The following is a 26447-nucleotide window of genomic DNA, read 5'->3' on the forward strand; positions in this document are numbered from 1 at the left end:
GCGTGGGCATGCGCGCAGATTCGTAAATTGGCTGACGATGACGTGCTTCGGCAAGGGCCGTGACTTTCGCTTCTTGTCGGGGCAAATTGCGGACGCACCGAGAGGGAATGTCTTGACTGAAATTGCATGCGCCATTTTCTGGCGAGAAGGCCGGGTTCTGCTGGTCCGACGTGCAGGGCACAAAGAGCGCTTTCCTGATTGCTGGGATCTGGTCGGCGGCCATGTTGAAGCCGGCGAGAGCCCCGCGGCGGCAATGGTGCGCGAGGCAAAAGAGGAAGTTGGCCTGACCCCATCCCGATTTCGAAAGCTCGCCGAGCAGCCCGAGGAAGACACGATCTATCATCTCTTCCTCGTGAGCGAATGGCGGGGTGGAGAACCTGTATTGCTTGGAGATGAACATACGGCGGCGCAGTGGGCCACGCCCGTTCAGGCCGAGGCGCTGGACGATTTGGGCCACCCACAATGGTGTTCGATCTTCCACGAGATTCAAGAACAGTCTCTGGCCGGTGATATGCGTGACTAATCGAAGTCAATTGCCTGAGACCGGACAATACATATAGATATGTCTATATTTAAAGTGCGGGCCGGATTCCTGAATAAACGCGGCCCGCAATGTCTTACAGGCTCGTCGCAAGATCCCAGTTGTAGACGCAGCGATCAAGGCCGATGGCGATTTCCAGCACGAGAATATCCTGTTCCACAGCCGGCCCCTTCTTCGGCTGCGTCCTGTAGCGCTCGGGAAAATCCGTGCGGCGGGAGATAGAGCAGACTTCCATCCACTTGTCGCCGTTATCCACCTCCACATCGACTGTTGTCTGCGAATAGGCGGGCAGCCGGTCGGAAGGCACGATGCGGGTCGGCAGCGGAATGAGCGCGGCAATCATTCGGCGCACGGGCTCCAGCGCAGCGGCATGATAGTCGTTGCCGCTGTCAGCCGTGTAGGCGCACTGGAATTCCAGCTGCCAGAACTCCTTCAGGCGCATGTGCTTGGTCGGCTGCTCCTGCTCGCGCCGGTAGGATCGGCCGGCCTGCCAGACGCAGAGGGGCAGACGCGTCCTCGAATGATTGCCGAGAATGTGCTGCATATAGACGTAGGTCGAGGGCGTCGTTTCCGGCCTCAGCACGAGCGGCGCCTCGGTCTCGGTCAGTTGCTCCTGCGCCCAGATATCGGCATTGGTGTAGGCGTCCGAAATGAGGGCGCGAGGCGTCAGCGCCGGCGCCTCGACCCTTCTGACATCCCAGGCGGGGTTGACCGCCCGGAGGAAGGTTCGCACCTCCTCGGAAAAGAAACGGACCATGTGGTCACGCATGTTGATTTCGCGCTCTTCCCAGTGGACGAGCGAATTGACATTGAAAAGATTGAGCACGGTGCCTGTCTCCCTGGCAGCCCTAACAGAAGGATGGGGGCTTTACGTCCAGCAGTTCGCGGGACGCATCAGGGCATCCGGACGTTACGGCTGGACGCGGAGACCTCGTCCGCCAAAAGCGCGCAGAACGGCAACCTGCGGGCAGGTGCGGTCGAGACGGGAGAGAGGCGCGCGGTTGGAACTCATGGCTGACGTCGTATCCGCGGGACCGGCGCTTGTCAAATCGGCCGCTCGCATTGCGAGCAACGCTTCATCCATGCATTCTGCCGTCATGAGCGACATGGATCTGGACCATATTCTTAGAGAACTTGCCGCCCGCGAGCCGATCTTTCACCGGCGCGAATTCGGCACGTCGCGTGCCGATCTCGAACGGATGACCGATAGCAACTTCTGGCAGATCGGTGCGAGCGGAAAGGTTTATCAGCGCGGCTATGCGATCGAAACGTCGCTTGCGCGCTACGAGAACGGGCCAGAGCCGCATGATTGGCCCTGCCGGGATTTCACCATCACGGTGCTGGCGGACAGGCTCTTCCTTCTCTCCTACATTCTCGAGGAGCCGCAGCGCGTAACGCGCCATTCGACCATCTGGCGTCAGGCCGCCGATGGTTGGAAGATCGTCTTCCATCAGGGCACCCCGATGGCGTGAGCCGGTTCGGTGCTCATCGATATTGCACCAGTACCGACTGCTGGCAGCGAACATCCGTCACCCGCACATCGGCTTCGCCGATCTTGACGCCGAGCAGGGTCAGTGTGTTGAAAAGCAGCTCGTCGAGCAAGCCCGGTCAGCGTATCGGCGACCGCGCCCTGGATGACGGCCTTCGGCAGGCCGATACCGAGACCGAGGATGGTGACCTGGATGTCGGTATTGGTAAGCAGGCTGGTGACCGTCGAGGTCAGCGTGTCCCTGGTCGAAACATTCTTGATGGTCTTGGCGGAAACGTCCTGCGCAGCTTGATGCCGGCAATCGAGCTGATGCCAAGAACATTCAGATCAAATGCAAGCCGCACCTGGGCGGTGCGCACGACCGCACCCGTGGTGCCGACGGCGTTGGAGGCCAGTTCCTTCGGCGGCTCGCCGATTGCGAGTGTCAGTTTCGCGCCGGCAATGCCGGGGACTGCGGCGTTCAGGTTCACGGCCACCTGCTTCTTCTGGTTGGTGGCGATTGCGGCAGCCGAAAGGATATCCATCATGCTGGCATCGACAGATCGCCCTGCAACTGATGATGCTCTGCTCCAACGCATCAGTTTTCCTGAAGCCTTTGATCAGCGCTTTGGATTTGACTGGCCGTTGTGCCGACGTCACTCTCCGGGCTATTTCAGGGGGACGGACATGAGCGAACATCATGCGGGCGGGTGCCTGTGCGGCGCAGTGCGGTTCGAAGCGCGGGAGAAGCCCGATGTCCTGGTCGGCTGCCATTGCTCGCAGTGCCGGCGGCAGACAGGGCTTTATTATGCCTCGGCCGACGTGCCGGTTTCGGCCGTCACGATAACAGGCGAGGAAAACCTGCGCTGGTATCAGTCGAGCGATGAGGCCCGGCGCGGGTTCTGCTCGCAATGCGGTTCGGCACTGTTCTGGCAAAGGCTGGGCGGGCCGGCTATTTCCATCCTGGCCGGCGCTTTCGACGAACAGAACGGGCTCAGCTTCGGCTATCATATCTTCTGTGCCAGTAAGGGCGATTTCTACGAGATTCCAGATGGCGTTCCGCAATATGCTGCGGGACGGCCGTAGAGCTTTTTGTTTCACGCAATTCCTTACGCAAAACCGCTGCACGCCTTTGCTGGAATTGCTTTAGGCCTTGACGAAGCGGTAGGCGCTGTCCTTGCGTTCGGCATGACCGACGCCCGGATAGGACCAGTGATAGCCGAGCAGCTTGATCTTTTCCGAAGCAGCGCGGTCAAGTAGCATCCGGCGGTTCTTCAGGGCGGTTTCGGGATCTGTATCGAAGCCGAAATGCCAGGCGGGGTGCTCGAAGAAGATCACGTCATTGGTGCAGGCGTCACCGGTGATGAGGAGATTGCCGTCGCCGGCGAGTTCCAGCGAGATATGGCCCGGCGTGTGGCCCGATGTTTCGACCACCTGCATTCCAGGCAGGATTTCCTGACCCGGCTTGACGAGGGTGAGCCGGTCCTTCACCGCAAGGAGATCGCGCTGCGCACCGCGGGCGAAATCGTGCAGGACGGCGGGCATATGGGTCTCGTAGTCCTTGTCGGTCCAGAAGTTCCATTCTGTTTCGCTGACGAAATACTGGGCATTCGGATAGAGCAGCTTGCCACCGGCCAGGGTCGTTGCGCCGGAATGATCCGGATGGGCGTGAGTGAAGATCACCTTGGTGATGGCTTCCGGCTCGATGCCTGCTGCCTTCAGGTTGGCGGCGAGCTTGCCGGCGCTTGCCTGAAAGTTCGTACCGGAACCGTTGTCTATCAGGATCAGGTCGCTGCCATGGCGGATGAGCGGAATATTGGCCTGGACTGGCGCACCCGCCGCATCGCCGCCGAGCTGCGCCAATATCGGCCGGCGCTCTTCCGGCGTCGCGTCGGGAAGCAGGACTTCGGCGGGCAGGGTGATGAAGCCGTCGCTGACGACAGTGATATTGAAGGCGCCGTGCGTAAAGCGATAGGACGCCGCCGCATAGGTGCCGCGCGGCAGGACAAGGGCCGCCGCGCCCGAGAGGGCGCCGGCCAGAAGCTGACGGCGCGTGGCCGACAGGCCGAGATTATCCGGATTGCTCATCTGCTCGTCTCCTCTTCGGTATCACCATGAGGAGACAATAACAGCACAACGATAGGACTTCGCCTATAAAATTCAATATTATCAATTATTTACATTGATTTTCAGTTCTTTACGGCTGATGCCGGGACACCATACCGGACAACCATTCCCTGACGGCGGTGACAACCGCATATCAGGAAGAAAAAGGCGCGCCACAAGGGCGCGCCGGCAACTCTTCGAGAGAAAACTCAGCCCTTGATGAAGGCCAGGAGGTCCGGGTTGATGACTTCCGGGTGCGTGGTGCACATGCCGTGCGGGAAGCCGGGATAGGTCTTCAGCGTGCCGTTCTTGAGCAGCTTGGCGGAGAGCGGCGCGGAATCGGCATAGGGGACAATCTGGTCGTCATCGCCGTGCATGACGAAAACGGGCACGGTGATCTTCTGAAGGTCTTCGGTGAAGTCGGTTTCGGAGAAGGCCTTGATGCAATCGTAATGGGCCTTGGCGCCGCCCATCATGCCCTGACGCCACCAGTTTTCGATCACGCCCTGGCTGACCTTGGCGCCCGGACGGTTGAAGCCATAGAAAGGGCCTGTGGGTATATCGAGGTAGAACTGGGCGCGGTTGGCAACGAGGGCTGCGCGGAAGCCGTCGAAGACTTCGAGCGGCAGACCGCCCGGGTTCTTGTCCGACTTGACCATGATGGGCGGCACGGCGCCGATGATCACGGCCTTGGCGACACGACCTTCCTTGGCGCGGGCAACGTAGTGGACGACTTCGCCGCCGCCGGTCGAGTGGCCGATATGGACGGCATTCTTGAGATCGAGGTGATCGGTCAGCGCGGCAACGTCAGCCGCATAGGTGTCCATCTCGTTGCCTTCCCATGTCTGGGTGGAGCGACCGTGGCCACGGCGGTCATGGGCGATGACGCGAAAACCCTTTTCGAGGAAAAACATCATCTGTGCGTCCCAATCGTCGGAGCTGAGCGGCCAGCCGTGATGGAAGACGATCGGCTGGGCATCCTTCGAACCCCAATCCTTGTAGAAGATTTCAGTTCCGTCCTTGGTCTTGATGAAAGGCATGGTCTGGCTCCGATTTTCTGATGATGTTGAACTGGTTGCGGCAAGCATGGTTTTCGGCAGGGCGAGGGCCGCAATGGCCGCGCCGCCTGCCAGAAGAACGTCCCGCCGTGTGGCATCCGCTGTCAGTACAATGCTGCGTTCATTCTCAGCTGTGGGCATGATCGCCTCCGTGTGGGCTTCTCCGCGCCTCTTCGACGAGAACAAGCTGACCCACTTCCGGCGGCGATGCGAGTTAACCGTCGTAAATTGATGCAAAGCAATAATGACAGCAATGCGCCATTAGGCGTAATTACCTCATGAACACAATATGTTATCAGCAGGTTTTTCTTCTCAGAGCCGCTGCATGTTGCGCCGGACGGCCTGCGTGTTCTCCTCGAACGATCTCGCTTCTTTGCGCCAATGCTCGAAGTGGCCGCCGTCGCGCAATCTGACCGCGGCGTCTCGGCCAACCATCTTCTCGGCCGCCGCCTCATCACCCATGTGCTCCAGCACCTCAGCCACCATATCGAGCAGGGCGGCATGATCGTTGGTATCGTAGACCGAGCAGAGCAGCTTGAGCCGGGGGCTGCCGGAAGCAAGTTCGCGGGCGGCGTGTTCGGCCAGGTCTTCGGAGGAAAAGGAAAGCGGGGCAAACCAATATGCAAGGTAGGCGAGGTCTCGCAAATGCGGGCCCGGGCCCGCCAGATCGAAATCGATGATCGCGATCGGAAGGCCATCCCGGAAGATCATGTTGTAGGGTGCGAAATCATTGTGGCAGATCACGTCGTTGCGGCCGGCAACGGGGTAGGTGTAGGCCCAATTGCCATCGGGTACGAAATCCAGGTCTTTCGTCGCGTCATGGAATTGCCGCAGCATGCCCACGGCTTCGACGAGCGCGGCATCATTCGTCCAGAGCGTGTCCGGCATCGTCGCAGAACCCGCCATGTAAGAGAGGATTTCTCTTCCGCTGGCATCGATGCCAAGGAAGCGCGGGGCATGGCCATAGCCTCGCCTGTCCAGTTGCTCCAGGAGCTTGTGGACATTGCCGCTGTTTGGGCCGATCGCACGGCGGACAGTATTGCCAACCCTGACAACGCCGGCATTGACATTGCCGCCGGCAAGCGGGATTTCCTCTGAAATCGGCATCGTCGTCCCCCCGGCATGGTTCGCTGATGACCGAATAGCGGAAAGAGGCACCTTTGCCCATGCACCGTTTGCGATCTGTTCAGGAGATCGCGACGTCACCCGCCCGCCTCTTGTCGAAGCCGCGGAAACTGCGATGTGCCAGCGGTGCAAGCGTCGTCACGAGATAGGCAAGGCCCGTCAGGAAAAGTGCGGCCGAGAGGCCGAAGCCATCGATCAGCGCGCCGCCGACAAGGCCGCCGAAGGGAATGAGCGCCCAGCAGAGTGCGGCATTCAGCGAGGTGACGCGCCCCATCAGCGGCTTGGGGATGCGCTCGAAAAGCACAGCCGTGATAATGGGATTGAGGAAGCCCGAGGCGAAGCCGCCGATGGCGAGGATCGCGAAGATCAGGGCGAGTGGGGAGTCCATTGCAAAGACCAGGAAGCGGGGGAAACCCGTCAACAGAAAGGCGACCGTGTAGACGGCAAGCCGCGGTAGGCGCTCGCCGATCATGGCGGCAATCGCAGCGCCGATCATCGACGCACAGGAGAAGACGGCAAACAGGGTTCCGAGCAGGGCCGGGCCATGGCCCGAACCCTGGGTCCAGACCGGAACCAGGACGACATAGTAGGCCTGATCGAGCAAGTTGGTGGTCGCTACCATCAGCACGATTGCGACGAGCACGGCATCACGCCGCATGAAGTGCCAGCCTTCCGCGAGTTCCCGCCCATAGGCCTTGATGCCGGATGCTGCGGACTTCACTGCATGCCGAATTGCAGGAATGCCGATAGCGACGATCAGCGCGGAAGCGGCGAAGGTGACGGCGTTGACCACCAGCGCCTGGCTCGGCCCGACAAGGGCAATCAGCCCACCGGCACCTGCCGCACCCACCGTCGATGCGAGGCGGTCGATGACGCCGATGACCCCGGTCACGCGTTCCAGCGGTACGGCGGCAAGCCCGGCAATATCGGGGACCATGGATTGTTTTGCGGCATCGGAGGGGCCGCGCAGCACTCCCATGACAAAGACGATCGGCAGTAGGATCGGCATGGTGAGCAGGTCGAGGAGATGCAGGAGCGGCACGAGACCGACCGTGATCACCGAGGCGCTGTCGCAGACGATGGCGACGCGCTTGGGTCCGACGCGATCGATCATCGGGCCGCCGAGCGCCTTGGCGACGACATAGGGCAGCATTTCCATCATGGCGACGATGCCGGTCAGCATGGCGCTGCCTGTGGTGCTCAGTACCAACCAGGGAATGGCGATGCCCGAGAGGCGCGTGCCCGAAAGGGAGAGCGTTTCGGCAACTGCGAGCGCGACAAAGGGGCTGCGGCTCATGGCTCGCTCTCTTCCTCGCCATGCGGCAGGCGGCCCGGATAGGGAAAGGCATGCAGCATGACAGTGAAGGGCACCGTGTCGGCGGGCAGTGGCTCGCCAAGGGCCGGGGCTTCACGCATCGCTTCCATGAGAAACTCGTTCAGCCGCGTCGTCAGGGCTTCGGCTTTCTCGGCGGTCAGCGGAATGACGATGTCGCTTGCGGTGCTGGCCTTGCGCCATTCGAGCGGCAGTTCGGCATATTCCTCGGCCGCCTTCTGCATCTGGCCGACCTGCTGGGAGAGTATCGCCTGCGCGAAGGCGACGTCCATGTCGAAAGCCTCACCTTCGCTTTCCGCCGGTCGCACCGAGGTGATCTCGTGGGACGCCTTCCACCAGCGTTCCCGGCGCGATGTCGCAGGCGCGTCCTCGATGAAACCATATTGGGCGAGCTGGCGCAGGTGGTAGCTCGTGGCACCGCTGTTGAGGCCGAGGCGCGCGGCAAGCTGGGTTGCCGTTGCGGGACCATCTATGCGCAGCATGCCGAGCATGCGCAAGCGCACCGGATGGGCGAGCGCCTTCAGAGCGGTGACATCGGGAACGATCTCGCTGACGTTACGCGAGGTGGCTGACGCGTGTGTAGAGACTGGCGGTTTCATGACGACAGCCTAATATCGCAAACGATTCTTTGCAAATGTTTCTTTGCAAACTCTGAGAGAGGCTTTCAGTCGGCCGTTGTCCGGGCGTTGCGCCGTTCCAGCGCCACCTTGAGCAAGGCATGGGCCGAAAGAAGCGGAGAGGATTCGCTGTCACCGAGGATCAGAAGACCGGCGGAAGCACCGTCAGGTGTTATGTCCAGATGCCTGCCGGGGACAATGGCGACAGGCTTGCCCACAGTCAGGAAAGTGCGGATCGTCGCTGCAACGCCATCGGCCAACCAGAGCGAGCCGGAAAGACCGATACAGAAGGCAGCATCGAAATCCTCCGTCACGATCTGGCCGAGATGTAGCGTATCGGCGAGATCATCTCGGGCAGCGCGGTCGGCGAGGAAGCGGCGGGTCGATGGTTCCGGATGCGCGGTCTGACGCAGCTCGCTGGTCAGATCAGGGAATCCGCCTGACGGGGTTGCGAGGACGACTTCTGCATGTGCGTCTCTGAAGAGATAATAGGCCGGCGCGAGGCGTGAGATCCGGACCTCGCTGCTATCTCCATCCATGGCGAGAACGATCAGAAAACGAATGGGTATGTCGCCGTCCATGGCATGCTCCTCTTGAAGGGCAATGATGCACGGATGGCGAGTGGCGGACGAGTTGATCGTTGTAAATCGGTGTAAAGGGGGTCAGCCCGCAGCACCCGAAAGCTGCGCCGGCTCATGGCCGAGGGCTTCGAGATCGAGGTTGATGCGACGCTCCCAGCCGGCGGCGCTATCCTGTCTTGCAGCTGTGCGTGCCACTTCGAGGATCGCCGAAGCGGCATCCAGTGCGTCCGGGCCTTGTCCCTTTGCGGTGACCAGCGCTTTCACCCGCAGGAGTTCGGGCAGGCACCAGCGCTCGCCCGAGATATCGCAATGGACAAGTGCAGCATCGATTACGCTGCCGGCCTCTATATGCTGGCCGAGGCCGGAGAGGGCTTGCGCCTCGATGGACTGGAAGTAGGTGCGGAAGAGATTGAATCCGGCGCGATCGAGGATATCCATCGCCGGACGCAGTTTTGCGAGACAGAGCCGGTATTCGCCGGCATGCAGATGCAGCTCCGCTTCGAATCCATCGGCATAGGTGTGCCAGACATCGAGTGACAGGGCCTTGGTATGGTCGCGCAGCAGCCGGATCGCGTTCGCGGCTTCTTCGTCATTTCCGGAGAGAAGCGCAAGCGGGCAGACGGCCTCGGCGAGCAGATTGCTGATCGAATGGTTGTGGCCGATCTCGCGGGCGTAGCGCATTGTCTCTTCGGCCTCGTCCAGCGCGGCCTTCTCGTCGCCCGACATCCAGAGGCAACGGGCCAGGATGATGCGCGCCGTCACGCGCTGGTCGAACTGGAAGCGCACGGAGTGGTGCGCCTGAGGCACATGCTCGTAGTCGGCCAGCATAGCCAGAAGCTCATCGCGGGCTTCGGCATGGCGGCCGAGCCAGTGCAGCGTTGCGGCCCTCACGCGCCTGCCGATGATAATATCGCTCGGATCGGAGGAGGAGGGAGCAAGGGCTGTAAAACGCGCCGCCAGCTCCAGTCCCTGGCGGGGCTCGGCGCGGTTCAGCATGTCGACCCAGAGCGCCCAGATGGCGCGCAACTGATGGTCGATATCGCCGAGCTCCTCGGCAATGCGCCTGGCGGTCGTCCAGGCAGCGACGCCAAGTTCCGGCGCATGGGTGGCGCGCAGCTGCGGCCAGCCCAGTGCGGCATAGAGCTTCATGCGGCTGCTCTCATCCAGGCCGTGGCGGGCATCGAGAAAGGCGATCGCATGGGTCAGCGCCGCCAGGCATTCGTCAAGCAGCGACAGGCGGAAGAAGAGTGGCAGGGCAGCGACCGTCAGGCGCACGCCGAGCAACGCGTCGCCGGATGGACCGAAGGCCCAGTCGACGGCTGCGCGCAAACCCGGAACCTGCTGGGCGAAATCGTCAGGCCATTCCTCCGGCAGGGCGGCGTAGAGATCCTGCTCGGCGCTTTCGAGCTCGACGGAGAGATGAGCGGAGAAACGGGCCATGGCACCGGGGAGTTCACCCGATGCGGCAAGCTTCTCACCGGCATAGAGGCGCGTCGTATCCAGCAACCGGTAAAGTGTTTCGTCGGTCGCGTTCTCGACCACGACCAGCGATTTGGCGACGAGGGCGGCAAGCAAATCCTCTGGCTCGCTGCCGGAGAGCACGGCACCTGCGGCCCTGCCACTGAAGCGGCCGCGGAAGACGGAAAGTTCGCGCAGGGCCTGCTGCTCCTGCGGCGACAGGATGAGATAGCTCCAGTCGAGCGTGGCGCGCAGCGTCTGGTGGCGCGGCAGGGCCGTGCGCCGGCCGCGGGTCAATACCCGGAAACAGTCGGACAGCGAGCGGGAGAGGGCGGCAATGCCCATCGCCTCCAGCCTGCCGGCCGCAAGCTCGATTGCCAGCGCGATACCATCGAGCCTCGTGCAGATATCGACGACATCGGTGGCATCCTCATCCGTCAGTTCGTAACCGCCGAGGCAGGCATCGGCGCGTTCGACGAAGAGCTGGACGGCGGGCGAGACGAGAGCAGCCTCCGCTGTCACGGCGGACGCCGGCAGGTCGAGCGGCAGCAGACGGTGAACGCGTTCGCCATCGGCGCGCAGCGGCTCACGGCTGGTGGCAAGGATATGCAGATCGGGTGCTTCCGCGAGAAGATCCTCGGCAAGCTCGGCGATATCGGCCACGACATGCTCGCAGCTATCCAGCACGAGCAGGAGGTTGCGTGGCTGCAGATGGACGGCGATTTCCCTGACGATATCATCGCTGCGGGAGAGGATGCCGAGCGCAGACGCCAAGACGGTGGGCACAAGATTTCCGGTCGCGACTTCCGACAGGTCGATCCAGACGATCTCGCCTTCGAAGCCGCCGCGCGCAATCAGGGCGCGGGCGACGGTGGACTTGCCGATGCCACCAGGACCGGCAATCGTCACCAGCCGGCTCTTCGCAAGCTGTCCGGTCACGGCCGCGATCGTCTGTTCGCGGCCGAAGATGCGCCCAGGCAGGCGTTCCGGGCGGGATTTCTGAGGTATCGGTGAGGCGGCGGCAGGCTCAGCGCCGTTGCTGCGGCGGTTGACGGGAGCGATGAACGTGTAACCGCGGCCCGGCACATTGGCGATGAACTGCGGCTCGCGCCTGACGTCGCCCAATGCCTTGCGCAGCGCCGAAACATGGACGCGCAAATTGGCTTCATCCACGAAAGTCTCAGGCCAGACTTGCCTGACGATCTCGGCATTGGTCTTCAACTCGCCCGGATGATGGAGCAGGAACAGGAGTATGTCGATGGCGCGGCTACCGAGCGGCACGGCAGAACCGTTCCGCATCAGGCTGCGCCTGGCGGGCACGATCGAAAATGCGCCGAAGTGAAACTCTTCTTCCAAACCCGGCCCCTTGCGTGGTGCCGGCAGGTTGATCCCAATGGCAGCGCCCTGTCAAATGAAACGCAGCGGCAGGGCGGGAATTGCACGGGGATTTCAGATGTTTAAGGCCACGCTATTTTAGCGGCATCAAGCCTGTCCGCGTTCCCCAAGGATGGCGTTCAGCCGGGAGACGTCTTCGCGCAGCGCGGTCAGTTCCGTCAGAACCCGCATGTCGATCTTCTGATGCAACGAGAGCACCTCCAGTTCGGCTTTCAGGTTCACCTCGTAATCCTTGGCCGCTTCGAAACGGTCGCGTTCGGCCTGACGGTTCTGCGACATCATGATGATCGGCGCCTGGATGGCGGCGAGCATGGAGAGGATCAGGTTCAGGAAAACGAAGGGATAGGGGTCGAAGGCACGGGTCATCAGGATGACCGTATTGATGACCGTCCAGATCACGAGGAAGGCGAGGAAGGCGAGGATGAAAGACCATGAGCCGCCGACGCGGGCGATGCCATCCGCCAACCGCTGGCCGACGGAGGATTCGGCAGCAATGGCAGCGTTGATGTCGGTGGAGATGATCTTGCGCTCATGTGCCTTGGCCAGCACGCGCTTTTCGATGTCACCCAGTTCTTCGGCCGATTTGCCGAAATGCAGGTGGACGAAATTCGGAAGATTATACATGGCATTGTCCCGGGAATGGATCGAATTGGCGCGCAGTATTCCGCCACTGCTGCAAATTGCAATGCGTATCGGCGTCGCGCAAGGCAAACAGAGGTGTGAGTCAGCATTCATCAAATTTTCGCCGCAGATCGATACGGCTTTTGACGCCGCTTATTGCGGTGCACGAAGGGGCGGATTAAATGAATGACATGACACAGGAAAACGCTCTCTCCCATACGTTCAACATCGCCATCGCCCAGCTGAACCCCACGGTGGGCGATGTCGCCGGAAACCTTGCCAAGGTGCGCGAGGCGCGCGCCGATGCAGCCCGCCAGGGCGCGCAACTACTCATGATGACCGAGCTTTTCATCTCGGGCTATCCACCGGAAGACCTCGTTCTGAAGCCGGCGTTCATCCAAGCCTGCTGGAAGGCTGTCGAAAGCCTCGCGGCCGATACCGCCGATGGCGGACCGGGCATCGTCATCGGCTTCCCGCGCCAGGACGAGACGGGCCGCTACAATTCCATCGCCGTGCTCGACGGCGGCAAGGTGATCGCCGTCAGAGACAAGATCGACCTGCCGAACTATGGCGAGTTCGACGAGAAGCGCGTCTTCGATCAGGGCGCCATGCCGGGGCCGGTGAATTTCCGCGGCGTGCGCATCGGCATTCCGATCTGCGAAGATATCTGGGGCGATCTCGGCGTCTGCGAGACGCTGGCCGAAAGCGGGGCGGAAATCCTGCTCGTGCCGAACGGTTCGCCCTATTATCGCGGCAAGGTCGATATCCGCCATCAGGTCGTGCTGAAACAGGTGATCGAGACCGGGCTGCCGATGGTCTATGCCGCCCAGCTCGGCGGCCAGGACGAGCTCGTCTTCGATGGCGCAAGCTTTGCCTTCAATGCCGACAAGTCGCTCGCCTTCCAGCTCAGCCAGTTCGAAACGGCACTGGCCGTGACGACCTGGAAACGCACCGAAAACGGCTGGCATTGCTCGCAAGGGCCGATGGCGCGCATACCCGAGAGCGAAGAAGCCGACTACCGCGCCTGCCTGCTCGGTTTCCGCGACTATGTGAACAAGAACGGCTTCAAGAATGTCGTGCTCGGGCTTTCCGGCGGCATCGATTCGGCGATCTGCGCGGCGATTGCCGTCGATGCGCTCGGCGAGGAGCGGGTGCGCACGGTGATGTTGCCCTACCGCTATACATCGGAGGATTCGTTCAAGGACGCCGCCGATTGCGCCAAGGCGCTTGGCTGCCGCTATGACATCGTTCCGATCGAAGAACCGGTCGCTGGCTTTTCATCCGCACTCTCGAATCTCTTCGAGGGCACAGACAGCGGCATTACTGAGGAAAACCTGCAGAGCCGCGCCCGCGGCGTCATCCTCATGGCGATCTCCAACAAGTTCGGCTCGATGGTCGTCACCACCGGCAACAAGTCGGAAATGTCGGTCGGCTATGCGACGCTCTACGGCGACATGAACGGCGGCTTCAACCCGATCAAGGACCTCTACAAGATGCAGGTCTATGCGCTGGCCCGCTGGCGCAACGAGAATGTGCCGCCGGATGCGCTCGGCCCTTCGGGCGTGGTCATTCCGCAAAACATCATCGACAAGGCGCCGTCGGCCGAACTTCGCCCGGATCAGAAGGACCAGGATTCGCTGCCGCCTTATCCAGCGCTCGACGACATTCTTGAATGCCTGGTCGAACGGGAAATGGCGGTCGAGGAGATCGTGGCGCGCGGCCATGACGTCGAGACGGTGCACCGCATCGAGCATCTGCTCTATCTCGCCGAATACAAGCGCCGCCAGTCGGCACCGGGCGTGAAGATCACGAAGAAGAATTTCGGCCGCGACCGGCGCTACCCGATCACCAACCGGTTCCGGGATCGCTGAGACGCTTCAAATATCTGGGAGGGATGAATGCGCAGCTCAGTTGAAATCTACAATGTGCGGCGGGGCGAAAGCCGTGTCATCTGGCAGACGGAAGCGCTGGTGGAGGCGCCGAATTTCTCGCGCGACGGCGCCTATCTGCTGATCAATGGCGACGGGCTGCTCTATCGCCTGCGTCTCGATGGCAGCGACCTGGTGGAGCGTGTCGATACCGGCTTCGCGGTCCATTGCAACAACGACCACGGTATTTCGCCCGATGGCGAACAGATCGTCATCTCCGACAAGACCGAGTTCGGCAAGTCGGCGATCTACATCCTGCCGATCGAGGGCGGCAAGCCGCGGTTGATCACCAAGAACCTGCCGTCCTACTGGCACGGCTGGTCGCCCGATGGGCGCGAGCTTGCCTATTGCGGCATCCGCAACGACGTCTTCGATATCTATACGATCTCGGTCAATGGTGGTGAGGAGAAGCGGCTGACGCATGGCGAGGGCCGCAATGACGGGCCGGACTGGTCGGCCGACGGGCAGTGGATCTATTTCAATTCCAGCCGTACCGGGCTGATGCAGATCTGGCGCGTGCATCCCGACGGCACGGATCTCCAACAGGTGACATCGGACAATTACGGCAACTGGTTCGCCCATCCATCACCCAACAATGACAAAGTGCTGATCCTTTCCTACGACCCCGATGTCTTCGATCATCCGCGCGATCTCAATGTGCGTCTCAGGATGATGGACATGGATGGCGGCAATCTGACGGAGCTGTTCGAGCTCTTCGGCGGGCAGGGCACGATCAACGTGCCGAACTGGTCGCCGGATGGTGAGGAATTCGCTTTCGTACGGTATTTTCCGGCGAGATCTTGAGAGGGCTCACCGCCATTTGATGATGGGGTGGTGGGAGATAACTGATTAGCGGGGTCCGTTTTCCGCTGGGCACGGTGTTTCAGAGGCGCGGTGCACAGTAATTCTTGAGTGCCCTCCGATACTTTGGAGTTGCACCCGAACAGACTCGCCTTCGGAAGGGGCGAATGTTGAATCGATACTTGAGACAGTGGTTTGTCCGAGCGGAAACGCCACGACTGTCGTCTTCGGTTGACCATACTTGGATGTAAATGAATAGGACACGATCGAGGCGAACTCATCAACGCCTCCATCTCGAGTTTTTGAAACGCTGGCAATCTTGTTGTTGTTATCGCAGACGAAAAGATTAACCTCTGCCCCATCAACATACCATTGACCGGGAAGGTCGGGTGAAAGCACTCTCACCTTCCAACCCCGCTCGCTTGAGATGCGACGGGCCTCATCTAGTGAACTACCCAGTTTAAAAACACTTGGGCTATCAGCTGTGTCAGCGTTGGCGAGCTCGGCATTGAATCCTAAGGTTAACGCTATGCAGCAGGCAAAAAGTAAGCGAGCAGGAGCGGCAATCAAGTTTTTGTCCTTAAAATATTCAATCATAAGGCGTTACGATTGCATTGATATCACCGACTCCACAAGCCATTTTGTAAACAGGCGGCGGGTGTCTGCCCGCCGCGCTTGATGCTGCCTATCAAGCCGCAACAGCGGCCTTGCGGCGATCGCGGACGGCCTTGGCGAGATCCTCGAGCACGTCGACCGACATATCCCAGCCGATGCAGCCGTCGGTGATCGACTGGCCGTAGACGAGCGGCTTGCCGGGAACGAGATCCTGACGGCCGGCGACGAGGTTGCTCTCGATCATCATGCCCTTGATGTGGTGGTTGCCGGCGACGATCTGGCCGGCGACGTCGTGGACGACCTTCGGCTGGTTCATCGGATCCTTGCCGCTGTTGGCGTGGCTGGCGTCGATCAGCATGCGCGGGTCGACACCGAGCTTGGTTGCCTCGGCGATAACGGCCTGCACGTCGGCTGCCTCATAGTTCGGGCGCTTGCCGCCGCGCAGAATGATGTGGCAGTCCTCGTTGCCGCGGGTGGAGGCGATCGCTGCCTGTCCATCCTTGGTAACCGCCGGGAAATGATGCGGCTGGGAAGCGGCCATGATCGCGTCGAGCGCGACGCGCGCGCTGCCGTCCGTGCCGTTCTTGAAGCCGATCGGGCAGGAGAGACCCGAGGCGAGCTGACGGTGGATCTGGCTTTCGGTCGTGCGCGCGCCGATGGCGCCGTAGCTGACGAGATCGGCGATGTACTGCGGCGTGATCGTATCGAGGAATTCGCAGCCGGCCGGCAGGCCCATGGCGTTGATGTCGAGCAGCAGGCGGCGGGCGAGGCGCAGGCCTTCCTCAATGCGGTAGCTGCCGTCGAGATGCGGGTCGTTCATCAAACCCTTCCAGCCGACGGTGGTGCGGGGCTTTTCGAAATAGACGCGCATGACGATTTCGAGATCGCCGGAGAGGCGTCGTCGCTGTTCGACGAGACGGGACGCATATTCGCGGGCGGCTGCCGGATCATGGATCGAGCAGGGACCGATGATGACCAGCTGGCGGTCGTCCTTGCCCGTCAGGATATTGTGGATGGTGTCGCGCGTGCCGGTCACGGTCTCGGTCACCGCTCGGTCACGCGGGATTTCCTTGATAATATCGGCAGGCTTGGTCAGCGGGGTGATCTCGACGATGCGCAGATCATCAATAGTGTCAGTCACGGTATGCTCTCCTGTTTGGTCATACCGTGGCGGAACAAAAAAGCCGCCAGGTTGACTAGCGGCTGTTCGGGTGTGTCGTCGCGTTAGTTTCGGTTACGCACAGACCCGCATCCGCTGGAAGCAGCGGTACGAATAAAATCGCGATGCGTAAACGGACGAAATCGACATGCCGCCTATGTAGACATGCGAATTGGAATTGTCACGTGGATTCTGTGAGGAAAAATGACAGGTCTGTGAAGTTTTATCGGCTTTCGGCCATTGCCTCTCTCTGGGCATCTTCCGGCGCAGCCGCTTCGGCATGTCCATGCTTGCCGCGGCGTGTCGTCATGTCATCGCCGGCATTGGCGGGCAGGCGCAGGAAAGTGATGCAGGCGAGCGCGGAAATCCCTGCCACGATAAAGAAGGCGATATGGAAATCGGTGACCGTGAGTTGGCCGCCGTGGAAGTTGGCGGACACTTCCAGGATCGTCCCTGCGACTGCAACACCCATGGCCATGGAGATGCGCTGCGCCACGGCATTGATGGCCGTCGCCTGGCTGCTGTCGGCCTCGTCGACATCGCCGAAGGCCATGGCGTTGACACCCGAGAAGGCCATGGAGCGCAGCAGTCCGCCGACGAGAAGAGAGCCCATGATGAGATAGATCGGCGTTTCAGCAGTGAAGAAGCCGTTCACGCCGAGGCAGATCGCGGCAAGGAAGGTGGTCAGCGCGATGACGTTGCGGAAGCCGAAGGCGTTATAGGTGCGGGTTGCAGCGAATTTCGAGCCCATGGAGCCGAGTGCGCTGACGAAGGTGACAGAGCCAGACTGCAGCGGTGTCAGACCGAAACCGAGCTGCAGCATCAGCGGCATGAGGAAGGGCAGCGCGCCGAGCCCCATGCGGAAATTCGAGGCGCCGAGGATCGCCGCCCGGAACATCGGGTAGCGGAACATTTTCGGATCAAGCAGCGGATGCGGCGTGCGCCTGGCATGGACGAAATACAGGATACCGGAGAGGACGCCGACCGCGACGGTGACATAGCCGTAGATGACGGGAACGGCCGGCAGGCTGATGACGGATATTCCGAAGACGAAACCGGCAAAGCCGATCCCGGACAGGAAGAAACCCGGAAAATCCATCGGCTTCGGGCTGCGCGGCTCAATCGCCGGCAGGAAGCGGGTGACCAGCGCAATGCCGATGATGCCGATCGGAACGTTGATCCAGAAGATCCAGTGCCAACTCAAATAGGTCGTCAGGAAACCGCCGATCGGCGGGCCCATGATCGGGCCGATCAGGGCCGGAATGGTGAGCCAGGCCATGGCATTCACCAGCTGGTGACGTGGCGTGCCGCGCACCAGAAGCAGCCGTCCGACCGGCGTCATCATCGAGCCGCCGGCGCCCTGGATGAGCCGGGAAATGACGAAGGCGGCGATGGAATTCGAAAAGGCGCAGGCAACCGAACCGACCATGAAGACTGCTATTGCCAGACGGAAAATGTTGCGCGCGCCGAAGCGATCCGACATCCAGCCGCTGATCGGAATGAAGATCGCAAGCGCCACAAGGTAGCTGGTTACCGCAAGCTTCAGCGCGATCGGCGAGGTGCCGATATCGGCCGCAATAGCCGGCAGGCTGGTGGCGATCACGGTCGAATCCATCTGTTCCATGAACAGGGCGACCGCAAGGATCATCGGCGTTAGGCGGGACACGGGCAACCGGGATGCAAGGAGAAGGGATTCGGCACCAATGGCGCCGCTCGGATCAGGGTCTCGTTCTAGGCCAGCATTTTCAACCTGTCCACGAAATGAATGTCGCATGTGGCTTGCGGCCATGGCCTTTCCGCGCCATAGATCGCCCTGTCAGGTGCCCGCTGTCACCAGGGGGAGAATCGGGAATCCGGTGGAAGACCGGAACGTGCCCAACGCTGTAAGGCTGACGCTCGCCGTTCAAACTACGCCACTGGCTTTGCGGCCGGGAAGGCAGCGGCGAGGCGGAGGACGCCGAGTCAGAAGACCGGCCTGGCAAGATAGACCCAACCCGCGCGGACGGCGGGCGGTTGCGTTGTTGGGGATTTGACGATGCGACCCATTGATGATGCCGTTTGTCCGGCATCCAGCTTTTCTGCGGCCGAACGCGAGGCCGTCTACCACGCGATCATGACGCGGCGCGACGTGCGCAGCCAGTTCCTGCCCGATCCCTTGCCGGACGATCTGGTGACGCGGCTTTTGACCGCCGCGCACCACGCGCCTTCGGTCGGCTTCATGCAACCGTGGAATTTCATCCTGGTGAAAAGCGCCGAGGTGAGGACGCGCGTGCGCGATGCGTTTGTCAGCGCGAATGAGGAAGCGGCCAGCATGTTTACCGGCGAGCGGCAGGAAAAATATCGTTCGCTGAAGCTCGAAGGCATTGTCCAGGCGCCGCTCGGCATCTGCGTGACCTGCGATCCGACCCGCAGCGGCAGCGTCGTGCTGGGACGCACGCATAATCCACGCATGGACAGCTATTCCACCGTCTGCGCCATCCAGAACCTGTGGCTCGCGGCCCGTGCCGAAGGCGTCGGCATCGGCTGGGTCAGCATCTTTCGCGAGGGCGACCTCAAGGAGATACTCGGCATTCCCAATCATATCGAAGTCGTCGCCTGGCTCTGCGCCGGCTTCGTCGACCGGCTCTACGAGGAGCCGGAACTGGCGGTCAAAGGCTGGCGGCAGCGGGTGGCGCTGGAAGAACTGGTCTTCCATGACGGCTGGGGGCAGGTGGAAGGCGAGGCCGCGCCGGTTTGAGCCGGCACGGGTGTGCTTCACTCGGCCGGCTGGGTGCTGCAATCCTTGGCGCAGGCTGGTGTCCTCCAATGGCCAAAGGTGAGGAGGCTCGCAGCAGCGAGAAGCCAGACGCCGATCGCTCCATAGAGCATGACACCGCCGAAGCCTGCGACCAGCGCATCATGCACCGTCTCGGCGGGAATATCAGGCAGGGCGGCGATGCTGCCGGCGGAGATCCGTTCGGCAAGCAGGCGCAGATCGCCTGCGTCCATCGAGTTCGGCAAGGCGCTCTTCAGATGGGAGAGCACACCAGTGAACAGGATGAAGCCCATGACCGCGATGTTGATTGCGAGCGAGATCATCCGGGCGCTCATGTCGATGCCGGAGGCCATACCGGCGCGGTCGCTGGATACCGCACCGGTTGTCGTGTTGGTGACCGGGGTATTGGTGAAGCCAAGCCCGATGCCGGCAAGCAGCGCGCCGGGCAGCATCGTCAGCCAGCTTGGCGCGGCGGCGGCGCTGCCTGACTTCATCAGCAGGAAGCCGAGTCCGATGGTGAAAAGGCCGCCGGGAATGATGATACCTGGCCGGTAGCGCAGCATAAGCCGCTCGGCAAGCGGCGGCACGACGAGCGTCGGCAGCGTATAGGCCAGCAAGGCGATGCCGGCCGCCACACTGCCGTAACCGAGGCCGGCTTCATACCAGATCGGCAAATAGATCATGAAAGGCCAGAAGCTGATATTCATGGCGGCCGAACCGACAATGGCGCCCGAGAAGGTGCGGATGCGGAACACCGAGGCATCGAACATCGGTCGCGGGTTCAGCTTTTCGGCAACGACGAAGGCGACGAGGCTTGCGGCGCCAAGTCCGATAATGCCAAGCGCAGCCGGGCTCGCAAAACCGAGAGCCGGCCCCTGGGTGATGAAGAAGGCAAGGCAGAAGACCGCCAGCGAAAGGGTGGCGATGCCGGCGATATCGAGCCGTCCGGCCGCGGGATCACGCGATTCCTGAATTCCCGTCAGCGCGAGAGCGATTGTCACGGCCGCCAGTACGGCATGGATGAGGAATACCCATTGCCAGCCGGCCACCGCCACGATGCCGACGCCGACGATCGGGCCGAAGCCCAGGCCGATGCCGAAAATGATGCCCCACCAGCCGAAGGCGATGCTGCGGGCGCGGCCCTCGCGAAATTGGTGGGAGAGCACGGCTACCTGGCAGATCAGCATGAAGCCGCCGCTCATTCCCTGCAGAAAACGAGCGACGATCAGCAGCGAAACATCCTGCGCRAGTCCGGCAATCAGCGAGGTGAGGCCGAAGACGGAAATGCCGATCAGGAAGACGCGCTTGCGGCCGTAGCGGTCGGCCAATGTGCCTGCGGCCATCAGCACCGTCGTAACGGCGATCGTATAGGCGTTCATGATCCATTGCAGGGCACTGAAATCGGCGTGAAGCACTTTTTCCAAAGTGGGCAGGATTGCCGGCACGCTCGATATTTCGAGGCCGAACATCAGCGAGGAGAGACAGGCAGCCAGCAGGGCAATGATGCCCCGCGCACGAGAGGATGAAAGGGAATCAGGGGGCATGTTTTGGCCTTTCGACGTTGAGGCGCACAACGTGACATCCGCTGTGGTCCATTTGCGTCAGCATAGGCGGGACTTGATCATTACAGAATTGGATGATTACATATTTCAGACACAACAAATTCGAATGATTGGTTTCAACCATGCTCGATGTCGATTCCGTTCAGGCCTTCGTGGCGATCGCCGACAACAAGAGTTTCACCCGCGCCGCCAACGAACTCGGCAGCACGCAAGGAGCGATCAGCGTCAAACTGAAGCGGCTGGAGGAGCGGCTCGGCCACCGGCTGATCGAACGCACGCCACGGCTGGTGCGGCTTTCGGCGCAGGGGGCAGTGTTTCTACAGGCCGCACGGGAATTCCTCGAAGCCCATGACCGCGCCGTTGCGGCGCTCTCTTCGTCGCGCCGCCATTTCACGATCGGCATTGCCGCGCATGTGGCAGGGCCGGAAGTTCCGACACTGCTTGCGCGCCTCAACGCCCATGATCCGGGTCTGACGATCGAAGTGCGGATCGATAATTCCTGCACCCTGCTTGCGGCCTTCGATCGCGGCGAACTGGATGCGGCGATCATCCGCCGGGACGAAGACCGGCGCGACGGCGAGGTTCTGGGGCCTGAGCATTTCGGCTGGTTCGCCACGCCGCAATTCGAGTATCGCCGCGGCGAGCCGTTGCGTCTTGCAGCACTATCGCCGACCTGCGGAGTGAGGGCTGTCTGCACCCGCGCGCTTGATGTGGCGGGCATTCCCTGGACCGAAGTCTTCCTCGGCGGCGGCTCTTCGGCTGTGACCGCGGCCGTTTCGGCCGGGCTTGCCGTCTCGACCTTCTCCTATCGCCTGGCCCCCGTCGGCACGGTCGAGGTCAGCGAACGCTTCGGCCTGCCGCCGCTGCCATCTTCGGAGATCGTGCTGCATTCGACGCTGACGGACGCCAAATCGCGCGCGGCACTACGCACGCTGGCAGCCGCCTTCAGAGAGCATCGCGTGTCCAGCTGATGGCGCGGTTTCTACTGAATCGTTATTGCTGCTGTTGGGGCTGCGGGCCCGATGCCGCGGGATTGGCGAGATCGATCTTGCCCTGATCGCCGGCGAGGAATTGCGGGCCGACCTGGCGCACCTTGTTGCTGGCGGGATCATAGGGACGATCCGGTACCTGCACCTGCGGGGCAGGCGGGGCGCTTGCCGCTTTCGGGGCTTCGGTGTGGATCGTGGTGATGGAGCTTTTCGGCTCAGGCGCCGGAGCGGAGGCCGTCTGGCTCTTGCGCATTTCCTGGTAATAGGCGCTGAGATTGCACGAGCAGGCGGATTTTTCGCCGGGCGCGCGGGTCTTGTAGGCGAAGGCGTTCTTCATCGCGCCATAGGGCGCGCCTGTTGCCGTCGAGATCATGTTCGAGGCTTCGGTGCTGGAAATATCGCGGTAGTAGAGTTCCGTCTCCACGCCGGGGCACATTTTCGAGCACGTCGCGGCATCGCGGCCGAAATCGACCGAAGTGGCATTGTTGCTGATCGGGAAGAAGCCGCCATCACAGGTGCGCACGCAGATGGTGCTGACGGGCGAAAGCATTTCGGCCCGCGGCAGGCCGTAACGCTCGCCGCCGCCGAGTGGAATGAAGGTATCGCCGCGCATTGCCTGCTCCTCGATGGAAGGAGCGGGTGCATAGGCGTCACCTTGCGCGGATTCTGTAAAGCTGTCGCTGTTGCAGCCATTGTCTTCGAGGGCCGCCATCAGGCCTTCGCGGGCCGGATCGGCGCCGGACTGGCGCAATTCGCTACGGCGGTCCTGCAGATAGCGGATATTGTCGACCATCTTTGCTTGCGCCTGCTCGAGCTCCTCGCAGAATCCCGCATTCTCACCGCCGAGGACGACCATGCTGCCGGAGGTGCAGCCATACCGGCGCAGATCGCCGCGCACCTTGCGCAGTTCCAGATTCTGTTCGGCAAGCGCGCCTGCATATTGGCGCATCTCGGGGCCATTATTGCCGAAGGTTTGCGGCAGATCGGCCAGGCGTCCGCGCAGATCTTCGCAGATCGCGTTGGTCTCAGCTGCTGCCGGAACCGCGAATGCCAGAAAGAAAACAAGATACAGGTTTCGGCGCTTCACGACGTCGTCCCGGAATGAGAAAAGCATCTATCGGTGAATTGCGGCTTCAATCCACCGCGCTATGTCTTAACGTATTTCCCTTAATAAGCTCGCAGTAATTCCTAGCGCATTTTTGCAATCTTATCCAGCAAGCCTAATGCTTGCATACCTTCGCTCCTGCAATCACGCGGGGAGTCTATTGATCTCTAGACAGCTGATATGACAGGCATTTCCGACGAAACTCACCTCACCGAGGCGACAGCAGGAATACCGGAAACCGGGCACGGCCTACACCTCTTCGCGGACGGTTGTTTTGAGCCTCGCTCGGGGCACGGCGGGTGGGCCTTCATCGCCTATCGCGATGGGGTGGAAATAGGCACCGGTTTCGGCGGCGTGGAGAATGGCGCCAACAACACGATGGAACTGACCGCAGTGCTTGAGGCGGCAATCTGGATTGGCAGCACAGTGCCCGGCACAGCCGCGATCATCTGGTCCGATTCCGTCTACACCGTCGAGGGCTGCAACAGCTGGCGCCCCATCTGGAGGAACAATAGCTGGAAGAAAAGCAATCCGAACGGCAGGGCCAGAAACAGAGCGATATCGGATGCCAGACTCTGGAAAGCGCTCGACATCGAACTATCCCGGAATCCATCGATAACAATTGCCTGGTGCAAGGGTCATTCCGGCATTGAAGGCAACGAACGCGCGGATGAACTGTCGGATCAGGGACGCCGCTCGATACGGCGTGCCTGATGTCAGCGGCCGTCGTTTCACAGACGGCCGCAGCGCAAGTTACGCCGGCTGCGATGCCTCGACGACAGCAAGCGCTGCCATGTTGACCACACCGCGAGAGGTGACCGACGGCGCCAGGATATGGGCCGGCATCGCCGTGCCGAGCAGGATCGGGCCAACATGCAGGCCGTCGGTCATCGATTTTACGACGCCGAGGGTGATATTGGCCGCATCGAGGTTCGGGAAGACCAGCAGGTTGGCTTCGCCATGCAGCGTGGTATGCGGCATGACGCGGCGGCGCAGCTCCTCGGAGATCGCGCTTTCGCCATGCATTTCGCCGTCGACTTCGAGATCCGGTGCCGCCTCGCGAACCAGCTGCAGGGCGTTGCGCATCTTGCTGGCGCTTTCGGATTCGCGCGAGCCGAAGTTCGAATGCGAGACGAGGGCAGCACGCGGCGTAATGCCGAAGCGCTTGATTTCCTCGGCAGCCAGAACCGCCGCCTCGGCGATTTCCTCAGCCGTCGGGTTGAAGGTCACATAGGTGTCTGTGAAGAAGGTCGCGCCGCGCTGCGAGATCAACAGGCTGAGCGCGGAGAAATCGCGCACGTTCGGGCGCTTGCCGATGATCTGGCGCACGTCGCGCAGATGCTTCTCATAACGGCCTTCAAGGCCGCAGATCAGCGCATCGGCTTCGCCACGCTTCAGCGCCAAGGCACCGATGACGGTCGTGTTGGTGCGCACGATGGTACGGGCCGCTTCCGGGATGACGCCGCGGCGCCCGACGAGCTGCAGATAGAGATCGACATATTCGCGGAAGCGCGGATCGTCCTCGGGGTTGATGACATCGAAATCCTGCAGCGGGCGAATGCGCAGGCCGTAACGCTTCAGGCGCGTTTCAATGACTTGAGGACGGCCGATGATGATCGGTTYGGCGATGCCTTCTTCAAGCAGCACCTGGGCGGCGCGCAGCACGCGTTCGTCTTCGCCTTCCGAGAAGATGACGCGCTTGCGCTCCGCCACCTTGGCAGCCGTGAAGATCGGCTTCATGACGAAGCCGGAGCGGAAGACAAAGCGGTTCAGCTGGTCGAGATAGGCGTCGAAATCCGTGATCGGGCGGCGCGCTACGCCGCTTTCGGCCGCAGCCTTGGCAACGGCAGGCGCGATGCGCAGGATCAGGCGCGGATCGAAGGGCGAGGGGATGAGGTAGTCGGGCCCGAAGACCGGGGTTTCGCCGGAATAGGCGCGGGCGGCAACGTCCGATGGCTCCTCGCGGGCAAGGGCCGCGATGGCGCGCACAGCCGCCATCTTCATTTCCTCGTTGATCGTCTCGGCGCCACAGTCCAGAGCACCCCTGAAAATATAGGGGAAGCAGAGAACGTTATTGACCTGGTTCGGGAAGTCGGAACGGCCGGTGCAGATCATCGCATCGGGGCGGGCGGCGCGGGCAAGATCCGGCATGATCTCTGGCGTCGGATTGGCAAGCGCCATGATGAGCGGCTTTTCGGCCATCTGCGCCAGGAGTTCCGGCTTCAGCACGCCGGCCGCTGACAGGCCGAGGAAAACGTCGGCGCCGCCGATATTTTCGGCAAGCGTGCGCGTGTCGCTCTTCTGAGCGTAGATCGCCTTCCACTCGTCCATCAGCTCGACGCGGCCTTCATAGACGAGGCCTTCGAGATCGTGGACCCAGATGTTTTCGCGTTTGGCGCCGAGCGTCACCAGCAGGTTGAGACAGGCAAGGGCGGCGGCACCTGCGCCGGAGGCGACGATCTTCACCTCATCGATCTTCTTGCCGGCGAGTTCCAGGCCGTTGAGGATGGCGGCTGCGACGATGATCGCGGTGCCATGCTGGTCGTCATGGAAGACCGGGATCTTCATCTTCTCACGCAGCTGCTTCTCGATGCGGAAGCATTCCGGCGCCTTGATGTCCTCGAGGTTGATGCCGCCAAAGGTCGGCTCCAGCGAGGCGACGGTGGAAACCATCTGGTCGACATCTGCCGCATCCACTTCGATATCGAAGACGTCGATGCCGGCGAATTTCTTGAAGAGGACGGCCTTGCCTTCCATGACCGGCTTGGAGGCAAGCGGGCCGATATTGCCGAGGCCGAGCACGGCGGTGCCGTTGGAGATGACGGCGACGAGATTGGCGCGGGACGTATAGTCGGCCGCCTGCTCCGGATTGTCACGGATGGCGAGGCAGGGAGCGGCGACACCGGGAGAATAGGCAAGCGCCAGGTCGCGCTGGTTACCGAGCGGCTTGGTCGCCTGGATTTCCAGCTTGCCGGGGCGCGGATAGCGGTGGAAGAAAAGCGCCTGCTCGTCGAGGCTGCCGCCCGTCAAATTCTTTTCCGATTTGGATTTTTCCTGGTGATCCATCGCCGCCTCCAGCGTTGTTCGAAGTCTTTTGAAGCTTCCTCCATACATCAATCGACCCGTGGGAACAGTACGGAAATAAGCGCAGCGGAACTTTTTGATCTGATGGTAACGGGGAGCTGACATCGGAGTTTTCCCGGCCAGCTGCGGCACTCCGACCGGGAAGG

General features: G+C 61.6%; 24 protein-coding genes, 1 pseudogene and 1 riboswitch. Of the genes and pseudogenes, 9 read left to right on the forward strand and 16 right to left on the reverse strand.

Annotation, left to right across the window (positions count from 1 at the left end; translation table 11 throughout):
* The first annotated feature begins 112 nt into the window (after positions 1–112).
* Entirely contained in the window at positions 113–523 is a 411-nt protein-coding gene (locus AC1DF8_RS13805; protein WP_478153938.1) for an NUDIX hydrolase, read from the forward strand.
* A gap of 94 nt (positions 524–617) precedes the next feature.
* Here the strand turns inward: AC1DF8_RS13805 and AC1DF8_RS13810 are convergent, their stop codons facing one another.
* Positions 618–1367, reverse strand: a complete 750-nt coding sequence (locus AC1DF8_RS13810; RefSeq protein ID WP_478153939.1) for an aminoacyl--tRNA ligase-related protein — start codon at positions 1365–1367, stop codon at positions 618–620.
* A 184-nt stretch (positions 1368–1551) separates the two neighbouring features.
* Here AC1DF8_RS13810 and AC1DF8_RS13815 point away from each other — a divergent pair, with 184 nt between their 5' ends.
* A complete protein-coding gene (locus tag AC1DF8_RS13815) occupies positions 1552–2013 on the forward strand; it encodes a nuclear transport factor 2 family protein (RefSeq protein ID WP_478153940.1) in 462 nt (153 codons plus the stop codon).
* A 13-nt stretch (positions 2014–2026) separates the two neighbouring features.
* Here AC1DF8_RS13815 and AC1DF8_RS13820 read toward each other — a convergent pair.
* A pseudogene (locus AC1DF8_RS13820) lies at positions 2027–2572 on the reverse strand (hypothetical protein); the annotation flags it as partial.
* 124 nt (positions 2573–2696) lie between these two features.
* Here AC1DF8_RS13820 and AC1DF8_RS13825 point away from each other — a divergent pair.
* Complete coding sequence (locus tag AC1DF8_RS13825) at positions 2697–3095, forward strand: GFA family protein (RefSeq protein ID WP_478153941.1); 399 nt, start codon at positions 2697–2699, stop codon at positions 3093–3095.
* 60 nt (positions 3096–3155) lie between these two features.
* Here AC1DF8_RS13825 and AC1DF8_RS13830 read toward each other — a convergent pair whose 3' ends face one another.
* The 8 genes from AC1DF8_RS13830 to AC1DF8_RS13865 all read right to left on the reverse strand — a co-directional run bounded on the left by AC1DF8_RS13830 (position 3156) and on the right by AC1DF8_RS13865 (position 12306).
* Entirely contained in the window at positions 3156–4097 is a 942-nt protein-coding gene (locus AC1DF8_RS13830) for an MBL fold metallo-hydrolase (protein WP_478153942.1), read from the reverse strand.
* Positions 4098–4324: 227 nt separating this feature from the next.
* On the reverse strand, positions 4325–5155 hold the full coding sequence (locus tag AC1DF8_RS13835; protein ID WP_478154084.1) for an alpha/beta fold hydrolase: 831 nt from the start codon (positions 5153–5155) through the stop codon (positions 4325–4327).
* Positions 5156–5485: 330 nt separating this feature from the next.
* Positions 5486–6280, reverse strand: a complete 795-nt coding sequence (locus tag AC1DF8_RS13840) for a phosphotransferase (protein ID WP_478153943.1) — start codon at positions 6278–6280, stop codon at positions 5486–5488.
* 79 nt (positions 6281–6359) lie between these two features.
* Positions 6360–7595: an MFS transporter gene (locus AC1DF8_RS13845; RefSeq protein WP_112968238.1), complete on the reverse strand. Its 1236-nt coding sequence runs from the start codon at positions 7593–7595 to the stop codon at positions 6360–6362.
* Positions 7592–8230 (reverse strand): ArsR/SmtB family transcription factor, encoded by a 639-nt coding sequence (locus AC1DF8_RS13850; RefSeq protein ID WP_478153944.1) that lies wholly within the window; start codon positions 8228–8230, stop codon positions 7592–7594. The genes AC1DF8_RS13845 and AC1DF8_RS13850 overlap by 4 nt, the downstream gene beginning before the upstream one ends.
* Before the next feature lie 65 nt (positions 8231–8295).
* Positions 8296–8829 carry a type 1 glutamine amidotransferase family protein gene (locus AC1DF8_RS13855; protein WP_478153945.1) on the reverse strand — a complete coding sequence of 178 codons (534 nt, stop codon included), beginning with the start codon at positions 8827–8829 and terminating at the stop codon, positions 8296–8298.
* 81 nt (positions 8830–8910) lie between these two features.
* A complete protein-coding gene (locus AC1DF8_RS13860) occupies positions 8911–11643 on the reverse strand; it encodes an ATP-binding protein (protein ID WP_478153946.1) in 2733 nt (910 codons plus the stop codon).
* A gap of 126 nt (positions 11644–11769) precedes the next feature.
* Positions 11770–12306: a DUF1003 domain-containing protein gene (locus AC1DF8_RS13865; RefSeq protein WP_112547326.1), complete on the reverse strand. Its 537-nt coding sequence runs from the start codon at positions 12304–12306 to the stop codon at positions 11770–11772.
* Between AC1DF8_RS13865 and AC1DF8_RS13870 the strand changes: the two genes are divergently transcribed.
* From AC1DF8_RS13870 to AC1DF8_RS13880, 3 genes are read left to right on the forward strand one after another with little or no spacing between them, the layout of a single operon-like run.
* A complete protein-coding gene (locus AC1DF8_RS13870; RefSeq protein ID WP_112547325.1) occupies positions 12305–12493 on the forward strand; it encodes a hypothetical protein in 189 nt (62 codons plus the stop codon). The two genes, AC1DF8_RS13865 and AC1DF8_RS13870, sit on opposite strands and share 2 nt — an antisense overlap.
* Position 12494: 1 nt before the next feature.
* Positions 12495–14174, forward strand: coding sequence for an NAD+ synthase (locus tag AC1DF8_RS13875; RefSeq protein ID WP_113202644.1), 1680 nt, complete (start codon positions 12495–12497; stop codon positions 14172–14174).
* 27 nt (positions 14175–14201) lie between these two features.
* The gene (locus AC1DF8_RS13880) at positions 14202–15035 is read left to right on the forward strand and encodes a TolB family protein (RefSeq protein ID WP_113148166.1); all 834 of its coding nucleotides are present in this window, start codon (positions 14202–14204) and stop codon (positions 15033–15035) included.
* Between the two features lie 45 nt (positions 15036–15080).
* Here the strand turns inward: AC1DF8_RS13880 and AC1DF8_RS13885 are convergent, their stop codons facing one another.
* From AC1DF8_RS13885 to AC1DF8_RS13895, 3 genes are all read right to left on the reverse strand, one after another.
* Entirely contained in the window at positions 15081–15629 is a 549-nt protein-coding gene (locus AC1DF8_RS13885) for a hypothetical protein (RefSeq protein WP_162729910.1), read from the reverse strand.
* Between the two features lie 91 nt (positions 15630–15720).
* Positions 15721–16788, reverse strand: a complete 1068-nt coding sequence (locus AC1DF8_RS13890; protein WP_478153947.1) for a 3-deoxy-7-phosphoheptulonate synthase — start codon at positions 16786–16788, stop codon at positions 15721–15723.
* Positions 16789–17029: 241 nt separating this feature from the next.
* Positions 17030–18454, reverse strand: coding sequence for a DHA2 family efflux MFS transporter permease subunit (locus tag AC1DF8_RS13895; protein ID WP_478154085.1), 1425 nt, complete (start codon positions 18452–18454; stop codon positions 17030–17032).
* A gap of 153 nt (positions 18455–18607) precedes the next feature.
* A riboswitch (cobalamin riboswitch) is annotated at positions 18608–18799 on the forward strand.
* A gap of 42 nt (positions 18800–18841) precedes the next feature.
* Between AC1DF8_RS13895 and bluB the strand changes: the two genes are divergently transcribed.
* The gene (bluB, locus tag AC1DF8_RS13900) at positions 18842–19543 is read left to right on the forward strand and encodes a 5,6-dimethylbenzimidazole synthase (RefSeq protein ID WP_478153948.1); all 702 of its coding nucleotides are present in this window, start codon (positions 18842–18844) and stop codon (positions 19541–19543) included.
* A gap of 17 nt (positions 19544–19560) precedes the next feature.
* Here the strand turns inward: bluB and AC1DF8_RS13905 are convergent, their stop codons facing one another.
* Positions 19561–21105 carry an MFS transporter gene (locus AC1DF8_RS13905; RefSeq protein WP_478153949.1) on the reverse strand — a complete coding sequence of 515 codons (1545 nt, stop codon included), beginning with the start codon at positions 21103–21105 and terminating at the stop codon, positions 19561–19563.
* Between the two features lie 140 nt (positions 21106–21245).
* Here AC1DF8_RS13905 and AC1DF8_RS13910 point away from each other — a divergent pair, with 140 nt between their 5' ends.
* Complete coding sequence (locus AC1DF8_RS13910; protein WP_029868793.1) at positions 21246–22094, forward strand: LysR family transcriptional regulator; 849 nt, start codon at positions 21246–21248, stop codon at positions 22092–22094.
* A 22-nt stretch (positions 22095–22116) separates the two neighbouring features.
* Here the strand turns inward: AC1DF8_RS13910 and AC1DF8_RS13915 are convergent, their stop codons facing one another.
* Positions 22117–23199, reverse strand: a complete 1083-nt coding sequence (locus AC1DF8_RS13915) for a DUF2865 domain-containing protein (RefSeq protein ID WP_113210433.1) — start codon at positions 23197–23199, stop codon at positions 22117–22119.
* 198 nt (positions 23200–23397) lie between these two features.
* Here AC1DF8_RS13915 and AC1DF8_RS13920 point away from each other — a divergent pair, with 198 nt between their 5' ends.
* On the forward strand, positions 23398–23931 hold the full coding sequence (locus tag AC1DF8_RS13920; RefSeq protein WP_478153950.1) for a ribonuclease H family protein: 534 nt from the start codon (positions 23398–23400) through the stop codon (positions 23929–23931).
* Between the two features lie 39 nt (positions 23932–23970).
* Here AC1DF8_RS13920 and AC1DF8_RS13925 read toward each other — a convergent pair whose 3' ends face one another.
* Positions 23971–26283 (reverse strand): NADP-dependent malic enzyme, encoded by a 2313-nt coding sequence (locus AC1DF8_RS13925; RefSeq protein ID WP_478153951.1) that lies wholly within the window; start codon positions 26281–26283, stop codon positions 23971–23973.
* Positions 26284–26447 lie beyond the last annotated feature (164 nt).

The sequence above is a fragment of the Rhizobium sp. 05N49 genome (assembly GCF_056396805.1).

What these genes read in the sequence shown, in the direction of transcription:
- AC1DF8_RS13815 (WP_478153940.1), top strand. Translation starts at nt 1,552, where the DNA reads ATGGCTGACGTCGTATCCGCGGGACCGGCGCTTGTCAAATCGGCCGCT.
- AC1DF8_RS13825 (WP_478153941.1), top strand. Translation starts at nt 2,697, where the DNA reads ATGAGCGAACATCATGCGGGCGGGTGCCTGTGCGGCGCAGTGCGGTTC.
- AC1DF8_RS13830 (WP_478153942.1), bottom strand. Translation starts at nt 4,097, where the DNA reads ATGAGCAATCCGGATAATCTCGGCCTGTCGGCCACGCGCCGTCAGCTT.
- AC1DF8_RS13835 (WP_478154084.1), bottom strand. Translation starts at nt 5,155, where the DNA reads ATGCCTTTCATCAAGACCAAGGACGGAACTGAAATCTTCTACAAGGAT.
- AC1DF8_RS13840 (WP_478153943.1), bottom strand. Translation starts at nt 6,280, where the DNA reads ATGCCGATTTCAGAGGAAATCCCGCTTGCCGGCGGCAATGTCAATGCC.
- AC1DF8_RS13845 (WP_112968238.1), bottom strand. Translation starts at nt 7,595, where the DNA reads ATGAGCCGCAGCCCCTTTGTCGCGCTCGCAGTTGCCGAAACGCTCTCC.
- AC1DF8_RS13850 (WP_478153944.1), bottom strand. Translation starts at nt 8,230, where the DNA reads ATGAAACCGCCAGTCTCTACACACGCGTCAGCCACCTCGCGTAACGTC.
- AC1DF8_RS13855 (WP_478153945.1), bottom strand. Translation starts at nt 8,829, where the DNA reads ATGGACGGCGACATACCCATTCGTTTTCTGATCGTTCTCGCCATGGAT.
- AC1DF8_RS13870 (WP_112547325.1), top strand. Translation starts at nt 12,305, where the DNA reads ATGGCATTGTCCCGGGAATGGATCGAATTGGCGCGCAGTATTCCGCCA.
- AC1DF8_RS13865 (WP_112547326.1), bottom strand. Translation starts at nt 12,306, where the DNA reads ATGTATAATCTTCCGAATTTCGTCCACCTGCATTTCGGCAAATCGGCC.
- AC1DF8_RS13875 (WP_113202644.1), top strand. Translation starts at nt 12,495, where the DNA reads ATGACACAGGAAAACGCTCTCTCCCATACGTTCAACATCGCCATCGCC.
- AC1DF8_RS13880 (WP_113148166.1), top strand. Translation starts at nt 14,202, where the DNA reads ATGCGCAGCTCAGTTGAAATCTACAATGTGCGGCGGGGCGAAAGCCGT.
- AC1DF8_RS13885 (WP_162729910.1), bottom strand. Translation starts at nt 15,629, where the DNA reads ATGATTGAATATTTTAAGGACAAAAACTTGATTGCCGCTCCTGCTCGC.
- AC1DF8_RS13895 (WP_478154085.1), bottom strand. Translation starts at nt 18,454, where the DNA reads ATGATCCTTGCGGTCGCCCTGTTCATGGAACAGATGGATTCGACCGTG.
- bluB (WP_478153948.1), top strand. Translation starts at nt 18,842, where the DNA reads ATGCGACCCATTGATGATGCCGTTTGTCCGGCATCCAGCTTTTCTGCG.
- AC1DF8_RS13910 (WP_029868793.1), top strand. Translation starts at nt 21,246, where the DNA reads ATGCTCGATGTCGATTCCGTTCAGGCCTTCGTGGCGATCGCCGACAAC.
- AC1DF8_RS13920 (WP_478153950.1), top strand. Translation starts at nt 23,398, where the DNA reads ATGACAGGCATTTCCGACGAAACTCACCTCACCGAGGCGACAGCAGGA.